Source organism: Peterkaempfera griseoplana (genome assembly GCF_001418575.1).
Taxonomy (GTDB): Bacteria; Actinomycetota; Actinomycetes; order Streptomycetales; family Streptomycetaceae; genus Peterkaempfera; species Peterkaempfera griseoplana.
In genome coordinates, this window is the sequence record NZ_LIQR01000484.1 from 1 (window position 1) to 21,110 (window position 21,110).

Consider the following 21,110-nt stretch of genomic DNA (forward strand, 5'->3'; position numbering starts at 1 on the left):
CCGCGGCCGCCGCAGCCCGCGCCCCTACCGCCGCCCCAAGAAGGACCCGGCCCGCATGGTCGCCTTCGAGGCGCTGCGCGCCGTGGACGAACGCGACGCCTACGCCAACCTGGTGCTGCCCGCCCTGCTCCGCGAGGCCGAGCAGAAGAGCGGCCTGGACCGCCGGGACGCCGCCCTGGCCACCGAGCTGGTGTACGGGGCGCTGCGCCGCCAGGGCACCTATGACGCGGTCATCGCGGCCTGCGTCGACCGCCCGCTGCGCGAGGTGGACCCGCCGGTGCTGGATGTGCTGGTCCTCGGTGCCCACCAGCTGCTGGGCACCCGCATCCCGCCGCACGCCGCGGTCTCCGCCACGGTGGAGCTGGCCAGGGCGGTGCTGGGCGACGGGCGCGCCAAGTTCGTCAACGCGGTGCTGCGCCGGATCACCGCCCGCGACCTCGACGGCTGGCTGGACGAGGTCGCCCCGCCCTTCGACCGGGACGCCGAGGACCACCTCGCGGTGGTCCACTCCCACCCCCGCTGGGTGGTCTCCGCGCTCTGGGACTCCCTCGGCCGGTGGCAGCCGCAGCACGCCGACCGGGTGGGCATCGAGGAGCTGCTCGACGCCGACAACGCCCGTCCCGAGGTGACCCTGGTGGCCCGCCCCGGCCGCGCCACCGCGGAGGAGCTGCGCAGCTCGCTCCCCGAGGAGGCCACCGAGCCCGGCCGCTGGTCCCCGTACGCGGTCCGCCTGACCGAGGGCGGCGACCCCTCCGGGGTCGAGGCCGTTCGGGAGAACCGGGCCGGAGTGCAGGACGAGGGCAGCCAGCTGGTGGCCGCCGCGCTGGCCGCGGCCCCGCTGGAGGGCCCGGACCGGCTCTGGCTGGACGGCTGCGCCGGTCCCGGCGGCAAGGCCGCGCTGCTGGCCGCCCTGGCCGCCCAGCGCGGCGCCGCCCTGGTGGCCTCCGAGAAGCAGCCCCACCGCGCCCGGCTGGTCGCCCGCGCCCTGGACGGCAACCCCGGCCCGTACACCGTGATCGCCGCCGACGGCACCCGGCCCGCCTGGCGGCCCGGCGCCTTCGACCGGGTGCTGGTGGACGTGCCCTGCTCCGGCCTGGGCGCCCTGCGCCGCCGCCCCGAGGCCCGCTGGCGCCGCAGGCCCGACGACCTGGCGTCCTTCGGCCCGCTTCAGCGGGGCCTGCTGCGCTCCGCCCTGGCCGCGACCCGCCCCGGCGGCGTCGTCGGCTACGCCACCTGCTCCCCGCATCTGGCGGAGACCCGCGCCGTGGTCGACGACGTGCTCCGTGACCGTCCCGACGTGGAGTGGGTCGACGCCCGTCCCCTGCTGCCCGGCCTCCCGGCGCTGGGCGACGGTCCGGACATCCAGCTCTGGCCGCACATCCACGGCACGGACGCGATGTATCTGGCACTGCTGCGCCGGACCGCCTGACCCGCTGACCCGCCCCGCCCCGGCGGCGGGCGGCGGGCGGGCGCCGCCCGCCGCCCGCCCGGCGGGTCCCGGAACGTCACGGCATGACGGCGTCGAACAGGCGCTGCCGGGCTCGTGGAGGTTCGGATACGCCCGGTCCGACAGCCGCATCGCCGCACTCTCGTCAAAGCAGCCGTGGGCGACGACCGGGTCGGGCGCCGACCGGAACACCAGGCGCAGCCGCGCCCGGCCTCCGGGGCGGCACAGCGTCACCGTGCTGCTGCACCCGGGGTAGCCGCGCACCCGGTCGTGCCGCTGCCCGGAACACCACAGGTACGCCGTTCCGTCCGCGACCGTGCGGCGGATCCTGCGTCTGCTTCCCACAGGGGCACCCTGGAGCTCCTTGCGCGGCCTGGCGGCGTCAGGCGTGGGGCCGGCACCGGCTCCGGTGATCACCCCGGCCGCCCGACCACGGGGAGGACCGCGCCGCGAGGACTGAGGCGCCGCTCACTCAGCCGTGGCGTTCCATTCCGGTGTCAGCGGGCAGGTCTACACTCGGCCCCTTCCGATCGGCCTGCCCGCTCGGAGGACCAGAGGCCGCGCACGCCCGCGATCCGTGAGGACACCTGACGCTTTGATACGTTTTGAATCGGTCACCAAGCGCTATCCCGACGGCACGGTCGCGGTGGACGGTCTGTCGCTGGAGATCCCCGACCGCTCGATCACCGTGCTGGTGGGGCCCTCGGGCTGCGGCAAGACCACCTCGCTGCGGATGGTCAACCGCATGATCGAGCCCAGCGGCGGCCGGATCCTGCTGGACGGCGAGGACGTGCAGCAGCAGCCCGTCCACACGCTGCGCCGCTCCATGGGCTATGTCATCCAGCACGCGGGCCTCTTCCCCCACCGCACGGTCGCCGACAACATCGCCACCGTGCCCCGGCTGCTGGGCTGGGACCGCCGGCGGGCCCGCTCCCGGGCGCTGGAGCTGATGGAACGGGTGGGGCTGGACACCGCACTGGCCAGGCGCTACCCGTACCAGCTCTCCGGCGGCCAGCAGCAGCGCGTCGGCGTCGCCAGGGCGCTGGCCGCCGATCCTCCGGTGCTGCTGATGGACGAGCCCTTCTCCGCGGTGGACCCGATCGTCCGCAAGGGGCTCCAGGAGGAGCTGCTGCGGATCCAGCAGGAGCTGGGCAAGACCATCGTCTTCGTCACCCATGACATCGACGAGGCCATCCGCCTCGGTGACATGATCGCCGTGCTGCGGACCGGTGGCCGCCTGGCCCAGTACGCGCCGCCGGACCGGCTGCTCTCCGCCCCGGCGGACGCCTTCGTGGAGGACTTCCTGGGCGCAGACCGGGGTATCCGGCGGCTCTCCTTCTTCACCTCGGGCGGCCTGGAGCTCAGCTCCGCACCCGTGGTCGGGGAGGACGACGCGCCCCCGGACCTGCCGACCGCGCCGTATCTGCTGGTCGTCGACGGCGACCGGCGGCCGCTGGGCTGGGCGGACCCCAAGCGGCGGGCCGCGGGGGACCGGACGCTCATCCCGTACGGCCGTTCCTTCCCGGCGGAGCGCGGCTCGCTGCGCGAGGCGCTGGACAGCGCGGTGCTCTCGCCCACCGGCTGGGCGGTCGCGGTGGACGGCGACGGCCGGGCGGTCGGCGTGGTCTCCCAGGAGGCGGTTGCCGCCGCCATCCGCGCGGCCCACGCCGGGCAGGGCGGCGCACCCGAGGACGCCGAGCCGGCTGGGGTGCGGTGATGGGTGAGTTCTTTCACGTCCCCAGCGATCTGCAGCACAGCTATCTCGGCCTGGTCGGCTGGCATCTGGAGGAGGCGCTGATCCCGGTGCTGGCCGGACTGCTGCTGGCCCTGCCGCTCGCGCAGCTCTGTGTACGCCTGCGCTGGCTCTATCCGCCGGTGCTCTGGGTCACCACCGTGCTGTATGCGATCCCCTCGCTGGCCTTCTTCGTGGTGCTGATCAACTGGACCGGGCAGAGCGAGATCACCGTGATGATCCCGCTCACCCTGTACAGCCTGGTGGTGCTGGTCCCGGCGATCGTCGACGGCGTCCGCTCGGTGCCGGAGGAGACCCATGCCGCCGCCACCGCCATGGGCTTCGGTCCGGTCCGCCGATATCTGCAGGTGGAGCTGCCGATCGCGGTGCCGGCAATCTTCGCGGGGCTGAGGGTGGCCACAGTCTCCAGCATCAGCCTGGTGAGCGTCGGAGCGCTGATCGGCAATCAGGGGGCGCTGGGCAATCTGCTCGCGGACTCGATGTTCTACCACCGTCCGATCCTCGCGGTCAGCTCGGTGGTCACCACCGCGGTGCTCGCCATGGCGGTCGATGCGCTGCTGGTGCTCTGCCGTCGGCTGCTGACCCCCTGGACGCCGCCGGCGCGGGAGCGGGGCCGCGGTGCACCGGTGTCCGTCCCGGCGGTTGCGGAGGAGGCCCGGTGAGCATCTTCCACTTCATCAGCGACTTCTTCAGCCAGAGTGCTCACTGGCACGGCTACGACGGAATTCCGCAGCGCTTGTGGGAGCACATCCAGTACTCCATGCTCGCCATGGCCGTGGCGACCGGAGTCGCGCTGCCGGTCGGCCTGGTGACCGGCCACACCGGCCGCGGCGGTAACGCTCTGGCGCTGCTGGCGACCGCGGGCCGGGCGCTGCCCAGCTTCGGTCTGCTGGTGCTGCTGTTCGTGATCATCGGCCTGGGGCTGCTGCCCGTGATGATCCCGCTGGTGGTGCTGGCCATCCCCCCGATCCTGGTGACCACCAACGAGGCGGTGCGCTCGGTGGATCCCGCACCGGTGGATGCCGCGCGCGGCATGGGGATGCGCCCGCTGCGGATCCTGGCGCAGGTGGAACTGCCGGTCGCCCTGCCGCTGATCCTCAGCGGGCTGCGCTCCGCCGCGATCCAGATCGTCTCCACGGCCACCATCGCCGCGTATGTCAGCTTCGGGGGGCTCGGCCGTTACATCGTGGACGGCCTCTACCAGCGCGACTACGAACAAGTGGTGGGCGGGGCGACCCTGGTGGCCGGACTCGCCCTTGCCACCCTGGGCGCCTTCTGGCTGGCGGGGCGGCTCGCGGTGTCCCCGGGGGTCCGCCACCGCTGAACGATGTGCCGTCGTGGACCGGACGATTTGTCAAAACTTCGTGACAAGCCTGGGCATGAACTGTCGCCGAGCTGCGGGCACCGATCAGGATCGAACCAACAACCGATATCAAGATCGATCATCTCGACTACGCCCGGAAATGGGAATCGTGACTGACAGCAGAATCCATGGCCGCCGCTCGCGCGCGGCTGCCGCTCTTATCGCCGCCACCGCCGCCGTCGCCCTGCTGGGGGCCTGCGGCTCCTCCGGCAGCGGAGGGGACGGCAACCCGCTCGCCCCCGCCAAGGCTGCCGCCGGCCAGGTCGTCGTCGGGTCCAACAACTTCGCCGAGTCCATCCTGCTCGCGGACATCTACGGCGAGGCGCTGAAGGCCAAGGGCCTCAAGGTCAGCTACAAGCCCAACATCGGCAGCCGCGAGACCACCTACGGACTCATCAAGAACGGTTCGCTGACGGTGCTCCCCGAGTACAACGGGGCCCTGCTGGCCTACCTGGACCCCAAGGCTGTTCCCACGTCGGCCGACGCCACCGACTCCGCGGCCGCCGCCAAGCTGGACCCCGCGCTGCAACTGCTGCGGCACGCCGCGGCGGAGGACAAGGACGCCGTGGTGGTCAACCAGGGCACTGCGGCCAAGTACCACCTGACCGCAGACTCCTCGATCGCGGACCTGGCCTCCGCCGCCCATGAGCTGGTGCTCGGCGGCTCGCCCGAGTTCCAGACGCGGCAGCAGGGCGTGCTCGGTCTGAAGTCGGTCTACGGTCTGGACTTCAAGTCCTTCAAGGCCCTGGATGCTGGTGGCGCGCTCTCGGAGGCGGCGCTGAAGAAGAACGACGTCCAGGCGGCGGACCTCTTCACCACCGACTTCACCATCGCCAAGGAGAAGTTCATCACCCTTAAGGACCCCAAGAACCTCTTCGGTTTCCAGAACGTCGTCCCCCTGGTGCGCAAGGACGACCTGCCCCAGAAGGGCGTGGACGCGCTCAACGCGGTCTCCGCCAAGCTGGACACCACCACCCTGCTGGACCTGGACACCAAGGTCCAGGCCGACAAGAAGGACCCGCTGGACGTCGCCACCGAGTGGCTGAAGTCGGTCGGCCTGTCCTGACGCAGCCTTGGCGGTCGCGCCGCCGGGTCACCGTTTGACCCGGCGGCGCGCGGCCGGCGCCGCGACGGCGAGCAGCGCCGGCTCCACGCAGCGCGACACCCGCTCGATCCAGCCGCCGGCGTCGGTCAGCTGCTCGCTGCTGGAGCGGAAGGCCACCGAGTCCAGCACCACCCGCCCGGCGGTGCTAGCCCGGCCGGCGGTCCAGCGGTCGCCGAGCCGCGGCGGCAGCCGCAGCTCGGGCGGTGCCACCTGGAGGGTCAGCCGGCCGCCTGCCGGTACGGAGGTGCCGGTCACCACCTCGTCCACCGGGTCCGCGGGCACGCCCCACATCATCAGCAGCAGCACCGAGACGCAGATCCCGGCTGCCAGCGCCGCCAGCGCCCGTGAGGCCCGCAGGCCGTAGCCGGAGAACGCCCAGTACCGCCGAGGTGAAGCGGGCGCGGGTGAAGCGGCAGTCCCCGAGCACCGGCCTGCCCTCGTCGTCCGCGAGCGCGCCCAGCAGCTCCGTCAGCAGTGCCGCGTCGAACACCACTCCGCGGGCGTCCACCGGTGCGCCCGGCCGCAGGCCGGCGAGCAGGCAGCGGCGCTCGCCCGGCGGCAGATGGGCCAGGCAGTGCGCCCGGGGTGCGGTCCGCACCCCGATGCAGCCGGGAAGCGCGCAGGTCCGCCAGGGCACGGCCGGGGTGCGGGAGTGTGTAGTGGTCATGTACATGGTGTTCCGGAGCGGCCGGGGGTTCCATGCGCGCCCGGTCCGGCCCGGGGACCGGTGGCCGCGCCCGGGCCGCAACCGCGGACGGACGACCGGTACGCCGTCGCCGTGTGCGACGTACGGCCGGAACCGGCCGTCGGCGCCCTGGACAACACCCGACCCGTTGATCAAGGGTGGACCCATGGAGTACACGCATCTCGGCCGTACCGGACTGTCCGTCTCCCGCCTCTGCCTGGGCACCATGAACTTCGGCCCGCTCACCGAGGAGCCGGACGCCCACCGGATCATGGACGCCGCCCATGAGCACGGCGTCAACTTCTTCGACACCGCCAACGTCTACGGGTGGGGCGAGAACAGGGGCCGCACCGAGGAGATCATCGGCAACTGGTTCGCCCAGGGCGGGGGGCGCCGCGAACGCACCGTCATCGCCACCAAGCTCTACGGGGACATGGGGGAGTGGCCCAACGACGGCAAGCTCTCCGCGCTCAACATCCGCCGCGCCTGCGACGCCAGCCTCCGGCGCCTGCAGACCGACCACATCGACCTCTACCAGATGCACCACATCGACCGCTCCGCCCCCTGGGAGGAGATCTGGCAGGCGATGGAGGTGCTGACCGCCCAGGGCAAGATCATCTACAGCGGCAGCAGCAACTTCGCCGGCTGGCACATCGCCCGCGCCCAGGAGGCCGCGGCCGCCCGCAACTATCTGGGCCTGGTCAGTGAGCAGTCGCTCTACAACCTGATGGAGCGCTCCGTCGAGCTGGAGGTCGTGCCCGCCGCCCAGCACTACGGACTGGGCGTCATCCCCTGGTCGCCGCTGCACGGCGGTCTCCTCGGCGGCGTGCTGCGCAAGGAGCGGGAGGGCCGGCGCCGCACCGAGGGCCGGGCCAAGGAGACGCTGGAGAAGCACCGCGACCAGATCGAGGCCTACGAGGACCTCTGCGCCGAGCTGGGCCACGAGCCCGGCGACGTCGCCCTGGCCTGGCTGCTCACCCGACCCGCCGTCACCGCGCCCATCGTCGGCCCCCGTACGCTCGACCAGTTCCACGCGGCCCTGCGCGCCCTGGACGTCGAACTCGACGCCAAGACCCTGGACCGGCTGGACGAGATCTTCCCCGGCCACCGCACCGCCCCGGAGGACTACGCCTGGTAGCCGCGCCGGACCGGTGGCCGCGCCCGCCCCGGGCACCGGCGGCCGCCCGGCCCGTCACCGGGGGTCGCGGGCCGTCCGTCAGGCCGACCGCCTGACGGACGGCCCGCGGACCCGGCACGACATACTGAACCCATGGCCGTGCAGATCAACCCGAGCATCCTCTCCGCAGACTTCGCCCGCCTCGCCGACGAGGCGGAGGCGGTCCGCGGCGCCGACTGGCTCCATGTCGACGTCATGGACAACCACTTCGTGCCCAACCTCACCCTGGGCGTCCCGGTGGTGGAGTCCCTGCGCAGGGCGACCGACACCCCCCTCGACTGCCATCTGATGATCGAGGACCCCGACCGCTGGGCCCCGCAGTACGTGGAGGCCGGTGCCGGCTCGGTCACCTTCCATGTCGAGGCCGCCGCCGCACCCGTGCGGCTCGCCCGGGAGATCCGCGCCAAGGGCGCCCGCGCCTCCATGGCGCTCCGGCCGGCCACCCCGATCGAGCCCTATGAGGACCTGCTCCCCGAACTGGACATGATCCTGATCATGACCGTGGAGCCCGGCTTCGGCGGCCAGGCCTTCCTGGACGTCATGCTGCCCAAGATCCGCCGTACCCGGCAGCTGATCGAGCGGCACGGACTGCAGATGTGGCTGCAGGTCGACGGGGGCGTATCCACCGCGACCATCGAGCGCTGCGCCGAGGCCGGCGCCGACGTCTTCGTGGCCGGTTCGGCGGTCTACGGGGCCGCGGACCCGGCCGAGGCGGTCCGTGCGCTGCGCAAGCAGGCCGCCGCCTGCGTCCACTGAGGCGGTTCTGGAGGATCGTCCAAGCGGCCGCCCGCCCTGCGGGTGGCCGCTCTGTGCTTCGTCCGGACATCGCCGGGGGATTGGCGCAGCCCGCCGCCGTACCGGAAGATGGATGGTCGGGTGCGGGGCGCCCGAGTGCGCCGCGCCGCGCCCGAGGTGTACCCCCGATCCCAGCCGGAGAGCCCCTTTCCATGCGCTTCCTGAACGACATCAAGCCGGCCTACGACCTCACGTACGATGACGTGTTCATGGTCCCCAGCCGCTCGGCGGTGGGATCCCGGCAGGGGGTCGACCTGTCCAGCCACGACGGCACCGGGACCACCATCCCGCTGGTCGTCGCCAACATGACCGCCGTGGCCGGCCGGCGGATGGCCGAGACCGTCGCCCGCCGGGGCGGACTGGTCGCCATCCCGCAGGACATCCCCATCGAGGTGGTCTCCGAGGTCATCGCCTGGGTCAAGCAGCGCCACCTGGTCTATGACACCGCGCTCACCCTGCCGCCCACCGCGACGGTCGCCGAGGCGCTGTCGCTGCTGCCCAAGCGCGCCCACGGCGCACTGGTCGTGGTCCAGGACGGCCGTCCGGTCGGTGTGGTCGCCGACTCCGACTGCCAGGGGGTCGACCGCTTCACCCAGGTCGCCGAGGTGATGTCCCGCGACCTGCTGCTGTTGGAGGACGGCGTGGACGCCCGCGCCGCCTTCGACCGGCTCAGCGACGCCCACCGCAAGCTCGCGCCCGTCGTCGGCCCCGACGGCCGGCTGGTGGGCCTGCTGACCCGCCGCAACGCGCTGCGCGCCACCCTCTACACCCCCGCCCTGGACGACTCCGGGCGGCTGCGCATCGCCGCCACCGTCGGCATCAACGGCGATGTGGCCGGCCGGGCCAAGGCGCTGCTGGAGGCCGGCGCCGACGTGCTGGTGGTGGACACCGCGCACGGCCACCAGGAGTCGATGATCACCGCGCTGCGCGCGGTCCGCGGCCTGGACCCGCAGGTCCCCGTGGTGGCGGGCAACGTGGTCTCCGCCGCGGGAGTGCGGGACCTGGTGGAGGCCGGTGCCGACATCCTCAAGGTCGGGGTCGGCCCCGGCGCCATGTGCACCACCCGGATGATGACCGGGGTCGGCCGGCCGCAGTTCTCCGCGGTGCTGGAGTGCGCCGCAGAGGCCCGCCGGCTGGGCAGGCACGTCTGGGCGGACGGCGGTGTGCGCCACCCGCGGGACGTCGCCATGGCCCTTGCCGCCGGTGCCTCCAACGTGATGGTCGGCTCCTGGTTCGCGGGCACCCACGAGTCGCCGGGCGACCTGCAGACCGCCGCCGACGGGCGGCTGTACAAGGAGAGCTTCGGCATGGCCTCGGCCCGCGCCGTACGCAACCGCACCGCCGACGAGTCCGCCTACGACCGGGCCCGCAAGGCGCTCTTCGAGGAGGGCATCTCCACCTCGCGGATGTTCATCGACCCCGCCCGCCCCGGCGTCGAGGACCTCATCGACTCCATCGTCGCGGGTGTCCGCTCCTCGTGCACCTACGCGGGGGCGGCCTCGCTGGAGGAGTTCCACGAGAAGGCCATCGTGGGCGTGCAGAGCGCGGCCGGCTACGCCGAGGGCAAGCCGCTGCACTCCAGCTGGGTCTGACGCGCCGCCGCCGGGGCGGCCGGCACGGTGGTGCCGCCGCCCCGCAGCGGGGTCAGCAGCAGCCCTGAGACGGTGCCCACCGACCCGTCCAGGGCCGCCTCCAGCGCCTGGCAGGCGGGGCGCAGCGACCGGACGGACCAGAGCGCCAGCGCACTGGCCCAGGCGGCGTCCCGGGCGCGGGCCACGCCCCAGGTCCCGGCCAGGTGCACCAGCGGATCGGCGGCGTCCAGCGGGTCGGGGCCGGGGAGCAGCTGTTCGCGGACGGTGGCCTCGGCGTCCGCGAGCACGCCGTTGACCCGCCGGTAGTCGGCCGCCAGGGCGGGCGGCGCCAGTCCCCGGCGGCGGCAGGTCTCCACCACCGCCAGCGGCAGGTCGTGCTCGATGTGGGCGCACATCCCGGCCAGGGCGAACTGCAGCGGGTGGATGCCCGGGTCCCGGCGCCGGGCGAACAGCGGGTGCCAGCACGCCGGGATGCGGCGCCCCGCCAGATCCGCGTCCACCGCGGCCAGATAGCGGGCGGCGAAGACCGCGTCCAGCTCGGCCACCGCCGCCGGGTCGGCGAAGCAGGTACCGGCCAGCCGGCCGCGGATCTCCCGGGTGACCGCCAGGTACGCGGCGTTGAAGACCGCCACCCCGTCCCGGGGCGGCAGCCGCAGCTCCAGCTCCCGCAGCCGCCGCAGCACCCGGTCGACCTCGTCCGTCACCGTCACAGCGTCCCGCTTCCGCCTGCCCGCGGGCGGTCGCCACGCAGCGGCGGCGGCCGCCGCTCACCCGGCGGGACCCGGCTGCCGGGGCCGCGCCGAGGGGCCGCGGCGGGCCGTGGTCGCCGGGCCGTCGACGCCCCCTGCCGGGTGCGGGGCGGAGCGCGCTGCGGCAGTATGCGGGTATATCGGGTAATTTCGGCCCAGAGGTCCGGCGCAGGTGTAATCGGGCCCACGTCGGGCATCCGCGCCCTGGAACGAGCATGCCTACCAGCACAGCGTGTCCCGGCCCCCGGGACGCCGGAACGGACGGCTATGAGCAGCGGGTTCATGGGTCCGGAGGGCTTCGGTCCGGACCCGTTCGGAGAGTTCCTCGCACGCTTCTTCGGCGGTGGGACCGGTTCGTCCCAGGCCGGTCCGCGGCGGATCGACATCGGCCGGCTGATGAGCGAGCCGACCCGCAACCTGGTGGCGGGCGCGGCCGCGTACGCTGCCGAGCACGGCAGCACCGACCTGGACACCGAGCATCTGCTGCGGGCGGCGCTGGCCGTGGAACCGACCCGGAACATGGTGGCCCAGGCGGGTGCCGACCCCGACGCGCTGGCGGCGCAGATCGACCGGCAGGCAGGGGACACCCTGCTGAAGGAGTCGGACCGCCCCCAGCTGAACTCGCTGGCCGTGACCCCGGCGGTGAAGAGGGCGCTGCTGGACGCCCATGAGCTGGCGCGCGCGACGGGAGCCTCGTACATCGGCCCCGAGCACGTCCTCGCGGCGCTGGCCGCCAACGGCGACTCCGCGGCCGGGCACATCCTCAGCGCGGCCCACTTCGACCCCAACGCGATGTCGCAGAGCCAGCCCCGCCAGGCCCCGCCCGGCACCGAGCACCGGCCGCCGCCCCAGAGCGGCACGCCCAACCTGGACAAGTTCGGCCGCGACCTCACCGAACTGGCCCGCGAGGACCGCATAGACCCCGTGATCGGCCGCGACCAGGAGATCGAGCAGACCGTGGAGGTTCTCTCCCGGCGGGGGAAGAACAACCCGGTGCTGATCGGCGACGCCGGCGTCGGCAAGACGGCCATCGTGGAGGGCCTCGCCCAGCGGATCGCCGACGGCGAGGTCCCCGACACCCTGCTGGGGCGCCGGGTGATCCAGCTGGACATCCCCGGAGTGGTGGCCGGCACCCGCTTCCGCGGGGACTTCGAGGAGCGGATGAACGGCATCATCGACGAGATCCGCAGCCACTCCGACGAACTGGTGGTCTTCATCGACGAACTGCACACCGTGGTCGGCGCCGGCAGCGGCGCCGAGGGCGGCGGCATGGACGCGGGCAACATGCTCAAGCCCGCGCTGGCCCGGGGCGAGCTCCATGTCATCGGCGCCACCACGCTGGAGGAGTACCGCCGCTACATCGAGAAGGACGCCGCCCTCGCCCGCCGCTTCCAGCCGGTGCTGGTCCCCGAGCCGACCCCCGAGGACGCCCTGCAGATCCTGCGCGGCCTGCGCGACCGCTACGAGGCCCACCACCAGGTGCGCTACACCGACGAGGCGCTGCTGGCCGCGGTGGAGCTCTCGGACCGCTACCTCACCGAGCGCTTCCTGCCCGACAAGGCCATCGACCTGATGGACCAGTCCGGTGCCCGCGTACGGCTGCGGTCCTGCACCAAGACCACCGACGTACGGGCGCTGGAACGGGACTGCGAGCAGCTGACCCGGGACAAGGACCAGGCGGTCGCCGCGGAGCAGTACGAGCGCGCCACCGAGCTGCGGGACCGCATCAACCAGCTGACCGCGCGGATCGAGGACATCCGCAGCCGGCCCAGCGAGAGCCAGGTCCACGACCGGGTCGCCAAGGTCACCGCCGAGGACATCGCGGACATCGTCTCCAAGCAGACCGGGATCCCGGTCAGCAGCCTCACCCAGGAGGAGAAGGAACGCCTGCTGGGCCTGGAGGCGCATCTGCACCAGCGGGTCATCGGGCAGGACGAGGCGGTCACCGCGGTCTCCGAGGCGGTGCTGCGCTCCCGGGCGGGCCTCGCCGACCCGAACCGGCCGATCGGGTCCTTCCTCTTCCTCGGCCCTACCGGGGTCGGCAAGACCGAGCTGGCGCGGGCCCTGGCCGAGGCGTTGTTCGGCAGCGACGACCGGATGGTCCGGCTGGACATGAGCGAGTTCCAGGAGAAGCACACGGTCAGCCGGCTGGTCGGGGCGCCGCCCGGCTATGTCGGGCACGAGGAGGCCGGGCAGCTCACCGAGGCGGTCCGCCGCCACCCGTACTCGCTGCTGCTGCTGGACGAGGTGGAGAAGGGGCACCCCGACGTCTTCAACGTCCTGCTGCAGGTCCTCGACGACGGCCGGCTCACCGACTCGCAGGGCCGCACCGTGGACTTCAAGAACACCGTGATCGTGATGACCAGCAACCTCGGGTCCGAAGCGATCGCGGGCCGCGGCTCGGTGCTGGGTTTCGGGGCCACCGATGCGTCCGTCACCGAGGAGGCCCGGCGGGAGCGGGTGCTGCGTCCGCTGCGCGACCACTTCCGGCCGGAGTTCCTCAACCGGATCGACGAGATCGTGATCTTCCAGCGGCTCGCCGAGGACCAGCTGCGGCAGATCACCGACCTGCTGCTGGAGGAGACCCGCCGCCGGCTGCGCGCCCAGGACGTCGCCATCGAGTTCACCCCGGCGGCCGTCGACTGGATCGCCCGGCGCGGGCACCAGCCGGAGTACGGCGCCCGGCCGCTGCGCCGGACCATCCAGCGGGAGGTCGACAACCGGCTCTCGCGGCTGCTGCTGGACGGCAAGCTGACGGCCGGTGAACGGGTCCGGGTGGACGTGGACGCCGACGAGCTCACCTTCGACGCGACCCGGGCGCCCTCCGGCATCTCCTGATCCCGGCATCTCCTGATCCCGGCATCTCCTGACCCCGCTGACGGCCGGTGCGCGCCGGGCACCGGCCGTCGTCGTGGGCGGGGCGGGTCAGCCGACCGAGCCGGACCCCTCCCGGGCGGCCCGCCAGGAGGGGCTGTCGACGAAGTGGTTGTCGAACCGTTCCTGGGCCGCCAGCAGCTCCTCGACGGTGGCCTCACCGGCCCGCAGCCGGGCCAGCAGCCGGAAGTACTCGAACCGCTCCACCCCCGGTGTGATGACGATCAGCAGATCGCAGGTGGAGCCGGGGGGCGCCGCGAAGGCGTGGGCCATCCGCGGCGGCACCACGGCGAGATCGCCCTGATGGGCCGTCACGACCTCGGTGCCGCTGAGGATCTGCACCGACCCCTCGATCACGAAGAACAGCTCGCTGGACCCGGTGTGGTGGTGCGGTGTGGCCCCGTCCGCGCCGCGGGCCAGGGTGATGCGCTGGGTGCTGAGCGCGCCGCCGGTGGCGCTCGCGTCCGCCAGCAGGCGGATGGCCGCCGGTGTGTCCGCGTCGCCCAGCACCTCCGCCTCGTCCGACCGCACCAGGACGGCGCGGCCCTCGGCGTCGGACCCGCTGGGCTGAATGATCGTCATCGATGTCTCCCCGTGGTTCGTCGCACATCGCGAGAACTGATCGAGCGACACACAGTACTTCGGCGGGAGCGGCCCGATCCGGACCTCCCCCCGGGGCGGCAGGGGCTCGCCGGTCAGCCGGGGAGCCCGCCGAGCCGCCCCTCCAGCAGGACCAGGAACTCGCCGAGGACGTCGGCCAGTTCGGTCCTGCGTTCCTCCGGAAGCCCTTCGAGCAGGGCGTTCTCGTAGTCGATCTGGGCCGGCAGCAGCCGGTCCACCAGCTCCCGGCCCCGGTCGGTCAGCGAGAGATGGGCCACCCGGCGGTCGCGCGCGTCGGCGCGCCGTGCCACCAGTCCGCGCTCCTCCAGCTGCCTGACCCGCTTGGTCACGGCGGCGCCGGAGGCGAAGGTCTCCCGGGCCAGCCGGCCCGGGGTGAGTTCACCGCCCACCCGGCGCAGCGCGTTGAGGATCTCGTACTCGGGGCGGCTGAGGCTCTCACGGCCCAGCGGGGCGTCGGCGACCTGCTGCAGCAGCGCGGCGCAGCGGTTGAGCCGCCCGATGACCGCCACCGGGGTCAGGTCGAGGCCGGGGTAGAGCGACTGCCACTGGCGCAGCACCACCGCGACGGCGTCCTCCACGTGGGCTTTCCCCTCTCCGTGCTGCTGCGCGGGCCGCGGGGGCCCGCCGGGCGACGATCGTACCGGGATATGTGTGCGATCCCCGGGCCCGCGGCGGCGACGGTCCGTGCTCAGCGGGCTCCGCCGCCGCGGAGCGGAGCGGTGCGGCCCCGGCCGGTGGCGCCGGGGTGGTGGAGCAGTTCGGCCAGCAGCCGGTGCCCGTGCCGCTCGGCGTCGGCGATCCGCTGCTGCGGCAGGGCCCCGGTCCACCACTCGCCGGAGGCGATGTCGACGGACTCCCTGAGGTCGACCAGCGCGGCGCCCAGCTGGTCGCGGGCCGAGACGGCCGCCGCCGCGGGGCTGCCCGCGGCCAGCACCTCCTCGGCGCGGGCCCGGGCGCCGGCCACCCGTTCCAGCGCGGCCTCCACCTGGCCGCCGAGCCGGCGGTTGACCACCAGCGCACAGGCCAGCAGTCCGGCGGCGGCGCCCAGTACGGTGTCCAGCCAGCGGTCGGCGATCAGCCGCCCGACCGGCTGCAGGCCGGTGAACTCGGTCATCAGCAGGGCCATCGGGGTGAGGAAGACATTGCCCAGCCAGTAGTTGCGGGCCACGGTCGCCTCGGTGGCGAACTGGCAGAGCAGGGCCACCAGCACCACCGCCGTGGGTCCGGTGTGCAGCAGCGGCGCCAGGGCGGTGAACAGCAGCAGCCCGAGCACACTGCCCGCCACCCGCTGCAGACCGCGCCGCCAGGAGAGCAGGCTGTTGGCCTGGAAGAGCGAGGCCGCGGTCACCACGGCCCAGTACGGGCGTCCCACCCCGGCCGCCATCGACAGCCAGCCGGCCAGCGCGGTGCCCAGGGCCACCCGTACGCCGAGCGTCAGCAGCGGGGAGTGTCCGTGCAGGGCCTGCCGCAGCGTGCCCCGGCCGGCGTGCGCCCAGGTGGCCCGGTGCGGGCGCTGGGCGGCGGCGACGGCCGCCCGTTCGGCGGCGATCCCGGCCAGCTCGTCGGCCTCCCCGGCGCCGGCGCGTCCCGGGTCCGGCAGTGCCCGGCCGCGCCGCAGGTCGTGCGCCCAGCCGGCCAGCCGGTCGGCCTCGGCGCCATGGCGGCCGGGGGCGGCCGCGGCGGACTCCGCGCGGACCAGCAGCCGCTCCAGGGCGTCCAGATGGGGCCGGTCGGCAGGGACCAGGAAGAGGGTGCGCCAGGCCGCGGTGGCGGTGGCGGTGGCCTCGTGGCGCCCCCGCTGGACCTCGCGCTCCGGGGCGCCGGACCGGGCGGTGCGCAGCAGCCGGGCCGTGCTCTCCAGGGCGCGGGCCACCGCGATCCGCTCGGGTCCGTGCGGGCGCACCAGGGCGGGGGCCATCCCGACGGCCCAGGCGAAGGCGCCCGCGGCCAGGCCGAGCGCCAGGTGTCCGGGGAGGTCGCCGAGCCGCTGCGGCAGGAAGGCCCCGGTGGCCGCCATGAACGTCAGCACCACGGGTCCGGGCGGGCCGAGCCGGGTGGCGTCGCAGGCCGTCTTGTGGACGGCGGCCAGCAGTGCGGCGACCGCGACCCGGATCGCGGTGGAGTCGGTGAGGGCGGCGGTGGTCAGTGCCGCGCCGGCCCCCGCCAGCATCCCCAGCACCAGCAGGGACAGCGTCCTGGCGCGTCGGGCGTAGGGCAGGCCGTGGGCGTAGAGGGCGCACATCGCGCCGAGCGAGGTGTAGTACGCGAGATCCAGCCGGCCGGCGGCCAGCAGCGCCAGCTCGGGGACGCCGACCGCGACCACCACGCTGAGTGCGGGCTTGTGCCACAGATCGGAGGCGGGACCGAGGCGGAGGACCCCCTTGAGCGGCAGACGGCGGGCGGTGGTGGACCGGGGGGCAGGGCGCATGAGAAAAGATTAACATATGTTTCACTCGTAAAACACTTCTGGGCCGCGGGCCTTCCGGGCCCCCGGGCGAAGGAGCAGAGTGGAGGTGTCGGCCACGACATCCGCACCTCCAGGAGGCCGTCATGCGCAAGGTCGCCGACTGCCGGCTGTTCCCCAGCGAGTCCGGCTGCACACTCACCATCGCGGGCGAGGAGGAGGAGGTCATGCGCGCCGCCACCGAGCACGCCTGCTCCGTCCACGGCCACACCGACACCCCTGAGCTGCGCGAGAAGCTGCGCGGCATCCTCAGGGACGAGGAGAAGCCCGTCCCCGCGTGAGCCAGCGCACACCCCCGGCCACTCCCCGGAGCCGCACCGTCATGGCAGACTGTCCGCAGTACCAGTGACGTTTGCGCACTCCGGGGTCGGTGAAAGTCCGAACCGGCGGTTACAGTCCGCGACCCGTCCGCTGCCAGCGGACGGTTGACCAGGTGAAATTCCTGGACCGACGGTTAAAGTCCGGATGGGAGGCAGTGCGCGGCGGACGTCCGGCCGGTACCCGCGCCGTCGGTGCGTCCCCTTGCGGGGCCCTCCCGGTTGCGCCCCCGGCCAGTCACACGTCCGTGTCCTCTTCCCGAGCCCCGGAGTCCGCGCCTTGAAGCGCGAGGAGAACTCCGGTGGCCCCCCACGAGGCCGACAGCCGCATCGCAGAGGCGATGCACCGCGCCGTGGCGCTCGCCGCGCTCGGCCTCGGCCGCACCAGCCCCAACCCGGTCGTCGGCTGCGTCATTCTCGACGCCCACGGCGAGATCGCGGGCGAGGGCCACCACCAGCGGGCCGGCGGCCCGCACGCCGAGATCCACGCCCTGCGCGCGGCCGGCGACCGGGCCCGCGGCGGCACCGCCGTGGTCACCCTGGAACCCTGCAACCACACCGGCCGCACCGGCCCCTGCGCCCAGGCGCTGATCGACGCGGGGATCGCCCGGGTGTTCTACGCCGTGGCCGACCCCACCGACCAGGCCTCCGGAGGCGCCGCCGCCCTGCGGGCCGCCGGTGTCGAGACCCACGCCGGGCTGCTCGCCAAGGAGGCCGCCCTCGGCAACGAGGCATGGCTCACCGCCATGCGGCTGGGCCGCCCCTTCGTGCTCTGGAAGTACGCCTCCACCCTCGACGGCCGCACCGCCGCGGCCGACGGCACCAGCCGCTGGATCACCGGCCCGCAGGCCCGGGCCGACGTCCACCGGCTGCGCGCCGAGGCGGACGCCGTACTGGTCGGCTCAGGCACCCTGCACGCCGACGACCCGCACCTCGCCGTACGCCACGGCGCCGGAGCCGCCGTCACCCAGCCGCTGCGGGTGGTCGCCGACACCGCCGCCACCGTCCCCGCGACCGCCCGGGTGCTGGACGGCGCCGCCGCCACCCTGATCGCCGTCGCCCCCGGCGCCGACACCGGCCGGCTGTCCGCCGCCGTCGCGGCCGGCCGGGCCGAGGTCGTCGAGGTGCCGCGCGCCCCCGGCGGCCGCGGGCTGGACCCGCACGCCCTGCTCGCCGCGCTGCACGCCCGGGGGGTGCGCTCGGTGCTGCTGGAGGGCGGCCCCACCCTGGCCGGCGCCTTCTGGGCCGCCGGACTCGTCGACAAGACCGTGGGCTACCTGGCCCCGGCCCTGCTCGGCGCCGGTCCCGCCGCCCTGCTGGACGCGGGAATCGGCACCATCGCCGATGCGTTCCGACTCGACGTCCACGACATCGTCCGGATCGGCGCAGATCTGCGCCTGACCGCCTACCCCGCCAGGAGCACCGCCGCCGCTGCTCCCCGCTCCGTCAACGCGCCTTCCACCGAGGAGAGCTGACTCGTGTTCACCGGAATCGTCGAAGAGCTCGGAGAGGTCGTCTCCGTCGAGGACCTCGGGGACTCCTCCCGGATCCGCCTGCGCGGCCCTGCCGTCACCCGCGGCGCCCGCCACGGCGACTCCATCGCCGTCAACGGCGTCTGCCTGACAGTGGTGGACACCCCCGAGCAACTGGCCGCCGGCAGCGGCGAGTTCTCCGCCGACGTGATGGCCGAGACGCTCAACCGCTCCAGCCTCGGCGCGCTGGCCCCCGGCTCCCGGGTCAACCTGGAGCGCGCCATGGCCCTCGGCGACCGCCTCGGCGGACACCTGGTGCAGGGCCATGTCGACGGCACCGCCACCCTGCTGTCCCGCAGCCCGGGGGAGCCCGGCGCCGACGGCCGGCCGCAGTGGGAGGTGCTGCGCTTCTCACTGCCCGGCACGATCTCCCGCTACCTGGTCGACAAGGGTTCCATCACGGTCGACGGGGTCTCCCTCACCGTGGTCGAGGCCGGCGCCGACTTCTTCACGGTGAGCCTGATCCCCGCCACCCTCGCCCTCACCACCCTCGGGCGCAAGCAGCCCGGCGACCCGGTGAACCTCGAGGTGGACGTGCTCGCCAAGTACGTCGAGCGGCTGCTCGGCGCCCGTACCGACACCGCCGGAGAGCTGCGATGAACTGGCTGCAGAGCACCGCCTTCACCGTCTTCGGACAGACCGTCATCTGGTCCGACATGGTCGGCAACCTGCTGGGCCTGGCCGCCCTGGCGCTCGGCTGGCGCCGCTCGGTGGCCAGCTGGCCGGTCCAGCTGCTCTCCGGTGCCGTCCTGGTCGCGGCCTTCCTCCCCGCCCATGTCAGCGGGATGGTCGGCAAGCAGCTGATCGTGATCGTGGTCTCGGCCTGGGGCTGGTTCCAGTGGATCCGCGGCCGCCGGGCGACCGGGGAGGTCGCGGTCCGGTTCGGCAGCGCCTGGGAACGCCTGGGACTGGTCGCGGGCGCCGCGCTGGGCACCCTCGCGGTCGGCGGCCTGTTCACCGCCTACCCCTCGCTGTCCTGGAGCCCCTGGCAGGACGCCTACATCTTCGTCGGCACCCTGGTCGCGATGGTCGCCCAGGCCCGCGGCCTGGTGGAGTTCTGGTTCGCCTGGATCGCGGTGGACGTCGTCGGCGTACCGCTCGCCTTCCGCAGCGGCTACACCTTCTCCGCCCTCGTCTACATCGTCTACTTCGTCCTGGTGATCCTGGGCCTGCGCGCCTGGTGGATGAGCACCCGCACCCCCCGGCCGCAGTCGGCGACCGTACTGGAAGGAGCCGCGGCATGACCGCCCTGCAGGAGTTCGCGGACACCCACCTGCTCGCCCCCGCCGGAGAGGACGACCTCACCCTGGACCCGGTGGAGCGCGCCCTCGCCGACATCGCGGCCGGCCGCCCGGTCGTCGTGGTGGACGACGAGAACCGCGAGAACGAGGGCGACCTCGTCTTCGCCGCCGAGCTGGCCACGCCGGAACTGGTCGCCTTCATGATGACCGAGTGCCGCGGCCTGATCTGCGTGCCGATGCGCGGCCCCGACCTGGACCGGCTGGAGCTGGGACAGATGGTCCAGCAGAACAGCGAGAGCCACGGCACCGCCTTCACCGTCTCGGTCGACGCCATGGAGGGCATCACCACCGGCATCTCCGCCGCCGACCGGGCCCGCACCATCCGGCTGCTGGCCGACCCGGCCTCGGTGCCCGGCGACTTCGCCCGCCCCGGGCATGTCTTCCCGCTGCGGGCCCGCGAGGGCGGGGTGCTCACCCGTCCCGGCCACACCGAGGCCGGACCCGACCTCTGCGAACTGGCAGGCCTCAGCCCGGCCGCGGTGATCTGCGAGATCGCCCGTCCCGACGGCACCATGGCCCGGCTGCCCGACCTGGTGCCCTTCGCCCGCCGGCACGGCTTCGCGATCATCTCCATCGAGCAGCTGATCGCCCACCGCGTCCGCACCGAGCGCCAGGCCGGGCGCCCGGCCCGGGACGGGGTCGAGGGCCAGGTCGAGCGGGCCGCCGTGACCGGCCTGCCCACCGAGCACGGCACCTTCACCGCCGTCGGCTACCGCAGCGCGCTGGACGGCGCCGAGCACATCGCCCTGGTCGCCGGCGGCCTGGACGCCGACGGGCGGCTCCCCGACGGCGAGGACGTCCTGGTCCGGGTGCACTCCGAGTGCCTCACCGGCGACGTCTTCGGCTCGCTGCGCTGCGACTGCGGCCCCCAGCTGCAGGCCTCCCTGGACCGGATCGCCGCCGCAGGCCGGGGCGTGGTGCTCTATCTGCGCGGCCACGAGGGCCGCGGCATCGGCCTGGTGCACAAACTGCGCGCGTACCAGCTCCAGGAGTCCGGCCGGGACACCGTCGACGCCAACCTGGACCTCGGTCTGCCCGCCGACGCCCGGGAGTACGGCACCGCCGCCGCGATGCTGGCCGACCTCGGGGTGCACTCCCTGCGGCTGCTCACCAACAACCCCGAGAAGATCTCCGCGCTGAGCGACCACGGTCTCACCGTCGCCGGCCGGGTGCCGCTCCCCGTGCAGGCGGGCGAGCACAACCTGCGGTACCTGCTCACCAAGCGGGACCGGATGGGGCACGACCTGCCGTGGCTGGACGCGGCGGAGGTCCCCGCCTCGCTCGCCACCCCCGTGGTCGAGCCCCGCGTCGCCGACGGCGCGGCCTGAGCCACCC

19 protein-coding genes and 1 riboswitch are annotated in these 21,110 nt (G+C 73.9%); of the genes, 14 read left to right on the forward strand and 5 right to left on the reverse strand.

The window, feature by feature from the left end:
• The 5 genes from AOK09_RS30480 to AOK09_RS30500 form a co-directional block, all read left to right on the forward strand.
• The coding region (locus AOK09_RS30480) for an RsmB/NOP family class I SAM-dependent RNA methyltransferase (RefSeq protein WP_055590462.1) at positions 1-1,429 on the forward strand (1,429 nt) is incomplete at its 5' end.
• A 613-nt stretch (positions 1,430-2,042) separates the two neighbouring features.
• Positions 2,043-3,164: an ABC transporter ATP-binding protein gene (locus tag AOK09_RS30485; protein ID WP_055590463.1), complete on the forward strand. Its 1,122-nt coding sequence runs from the start codon at positions 2,043-2,045 to the stop codon at positions 3,162-3,164.
• Positions 3,164-3,862: an ABC transporter permease gene (locus AOK09_RS30490; RefSeq protein WP_055590464.1), complete on the forward strand. Its 699-nt coding sequence runs from the start codon at positions 3,164-3,166 to the stop codon at positions 3,860-3,862. Before AOK09_RS30485 ends, AOK09_RS30490 begins: the two co-directional genes overlap by 1 nt.
• Positions 3,859-4,524, forward strand: coding sequence for an ABC transporter permease (locus AOK09_RS30495; protein WP_055590465.1), 666 nt, complete (start codon positions 3,859-3,861; stop codon positions 4,522-4,524). The genes AOK09_RS30490 and AOK09_RS30495 overlap by 4 nt, the downstream gene beginning before the upstream one ends.
• 148 nt (positions 4,525-4,672) lie before the next feature.
• Entirely contained in the window at positions 4,673-5,629 is a 957-nt protein-coding gene (locus AOK09_RS30500) for an ABC transporter substrate-binding protein (RefSeq protein WP_245687556.1), read from the forward strand.
• Positions 5,630-5,656: 27 nt separating this feature from the next.
• On the opposite strand, the gene AOK09_RS30505 is transcribed toward AOK09_RS30500, so the two are convergent.
• Positions 5,657-5,974, reverse strand: a complete 318-nt coding sequence (locus AOK09_RS30505; protein WP_245687557.1) for a hypothetical protein — start codon at positions 5,972-5,974, stop codon at positions 5,657-5,659.
• 545 nt (positions 5,975-6,519) lie between these two features.
• Here AOK09_RS30505 and AOK09_RS30510 point away from each other — a divergent pair.
• The 3 genes from AOK09_RS30510 to AOK09_RS30520 all read left to right on the forward strand — a co-directional run bounded on the left by AOK09_RS30510 (position 6,520) and on the right by AOK09_RS30520 (position 9,917).
• Positions 6,520-7,491, forward strand: a complete 972-nt coding sequence (locus AOK09_RS30510; protein ID WP_055590468.1) for an aldo/keto reductase — start codon at positions 6,520-6,522, stop codon at positions 7,489-7,491.
• Between the two features lie 132 nt (positions 7,492-7,623).
• The gene (gene rpe, locus AOK09_RS30515; RefSeq protein WP_055590469.1) at positions 7,624-8,286 is read left to right on the forward strand and encodes a ribulose-phosphate 3-epimerase; all 663 of its coding nucleotides are present in this window, start codon (positions 7,624-7,626) and stop codon (positions 8,284-8,286) included.
• A 191-nt stretch (positions 8,287-8,477) separates the two neighbouring features.
• Positions 8,478-9,917 carry a GuaB1 family IMP dehydrogenase-related protein gene (locus AOK09_RS30520; protein WP_055590470.1) on the forward strand — a complete coding sequence of 480 codons (1,440 nt, stop codon included), beginning with the start codon at positions 8,478-8,480 and terminating at the stop codon, positions 9,915-9,917.
• Here AOK09_RS30520 and AOK09_RS30525 read toward each other — a convergent pair.
• Positions 9,878-10,621, reverse strand: coding sequence for a DUF5995 family protein (locus AOK09_RS30525; protein ID WP_245687558.1), 744 nt, complete (start codon positions 10,619-10,621; stop codon positions 9,878-9,880). The two genes, AOK09_RS30520 and AOK09_RS30525, sit on opposite strands and share 40 nt — an antisense overlap.
• A 312-nt stretch (positions 10,622-10,933) precedes the next feature.
• On the opposite strand from AOK09_RS30525, the gene AOK09_RS30530 reads away from it, so the two are divergent.
• Entirely contained in the window at positions 10,934-13,504 is a 2,571-nt protein-coding gene (locus tag AOK09_RS30530) for an ATP-dependent Clp protease ATP-binding subunit (RefSeq protein ID WP_055590471.1), read from the forward strand.
• A gap of 87 nt (positions 13,505-13,591) precedes the next feature.
• Here AOK09_RS30530 and AOK09_RS30535 read toward each other — a convergent pair whose 3' ends face one another.
• The 3 genes from AOK09_RS30535 to AOK09_RS30545 all read right to left on the reverse strand — a co-directional run bounded on the left by AOK09_RS30535 (position 13,592) and on the right by AOK09_RS30545 (position 16,589).
• The gene (locus AOK09_RS30535; protein WP_055590472.1) at positions 13,592-14,122 is read right to left on the reverse strand and encodes a cupin domain-containing protein; all 531 of its coding nucleotides are present in this window, start codon (positions 14,120-14,122) and stop codon (positions 13,592-13,594) included.
• A 113-nt stretch (positions 14,123-14,235) separates the two neighbouring features.
• The gene (locus AOK09_RS42685; RefSeq protein ID WP_055590473.1) at positions 14,236-14,739 is read right to left on the reverse strand and encodes a MarR family winged helix-turn-helix transcriptional regulator; all 504 of its coding nucleotides are present in this window, start codon (positions 14,737-14,739) and stop codon (positions 14,236-14,238) included.
• A gap of 110 nt (positions 14,740-14,849) precedes the next feature.
• Positions 14,850-16,589: an FUSC family protein gene (locus tag AOK09_RS30545; RefSeq protein ID WP_063796121.1), complete on the reverse strand. Its 1,740-nt coding sequence runs from the start codon at positions 16,587-16,589 to the stop codon at positions 14,850-14,852.
• Between the two features lie 122 nt (positions 16,590-16,711).
• Here AOK09_RS30545 and AOK09_RS30550 point away from each other — a divergent pair, with 122 nt between their 5' ends.
• The 5 genes from AOK09_RS30550 (at position 16,712) to AOK09_RS30570 (ending at position 21,103) form a co-directional block, all read left to right on the forward strand.
• Entirely contained in the window at positions 16,712-16,906 is a 195-nt protein-coding gene (locus AOK09_RS30550) for a DUF1059 domain-containing protein (RefSeq protein WP_055590474.1), read from the forward strand.
• A 71-nt stretch (positions 16,907-16,977) separates the two neighbouring features.
• A riboswitch (FMN riboswitch) is annotated at positions 16,978-17,108 on the forward strand.
• Between the two features lie 175 nt (positions 17,109-17,283).
• On the forward strand, positions 17,284-18,417 hold the full coding sequence (ribD, locus tag AOK09_RS30555) for a bifunctional diaminohydroxyphosphoribosylaminopyrimidine deaminase/5-amino-6-(5-phosphoribosylamino)uracil reductase RibD (protein ID WP_055590478.1): 1,134 nt from the start codon (positions 17,284-17,286) through the stop codon (positions 18,415-18,417).
• Positions 18,418-18,420: 3 nt separating this feature from the next.
• On the forward strand, positions 18,421-19,074 hold the full coding sequence (locus AOK09_RS30560; protein ID WP_055590475.1) for a riboflavin synthase: 654 nt from the start codon (positions 18,421-18,423) through the stop codon (positions 19,072-19,074).
• Entirely contained in the window at positions 19,071-19,718 is a 648-nt protein-coding gene (locus AOK09_RS30565) for a nicotinamide mononucleotide transporter family protein (protein ID WP_055590476.1), read from the forward strand. Before AOK09_RS30560 ends, AOK09_RS30565 begins: the two co-directional genes overlap by 4 nt.
• Positions 19,715-21,103, forward strand: a complete 1,389-nt coding sequence (locus AOK09_RS30570) for a bifunctional 3,4-dihydroxy-2-butanone-4-phosphate synthase/GTP cyclohydrolase II (protein WP_055590477.1) — start codon at positions 19,715-19,717, stop codon at positions 21,101-21,103. Before AOK09_RS30565 ends, AOK09_RS30570 begins: the two co-directional genes overlap by 4 nt.
• Positions 21,104-21,110 lie beyond the last annotated feature (7 nt).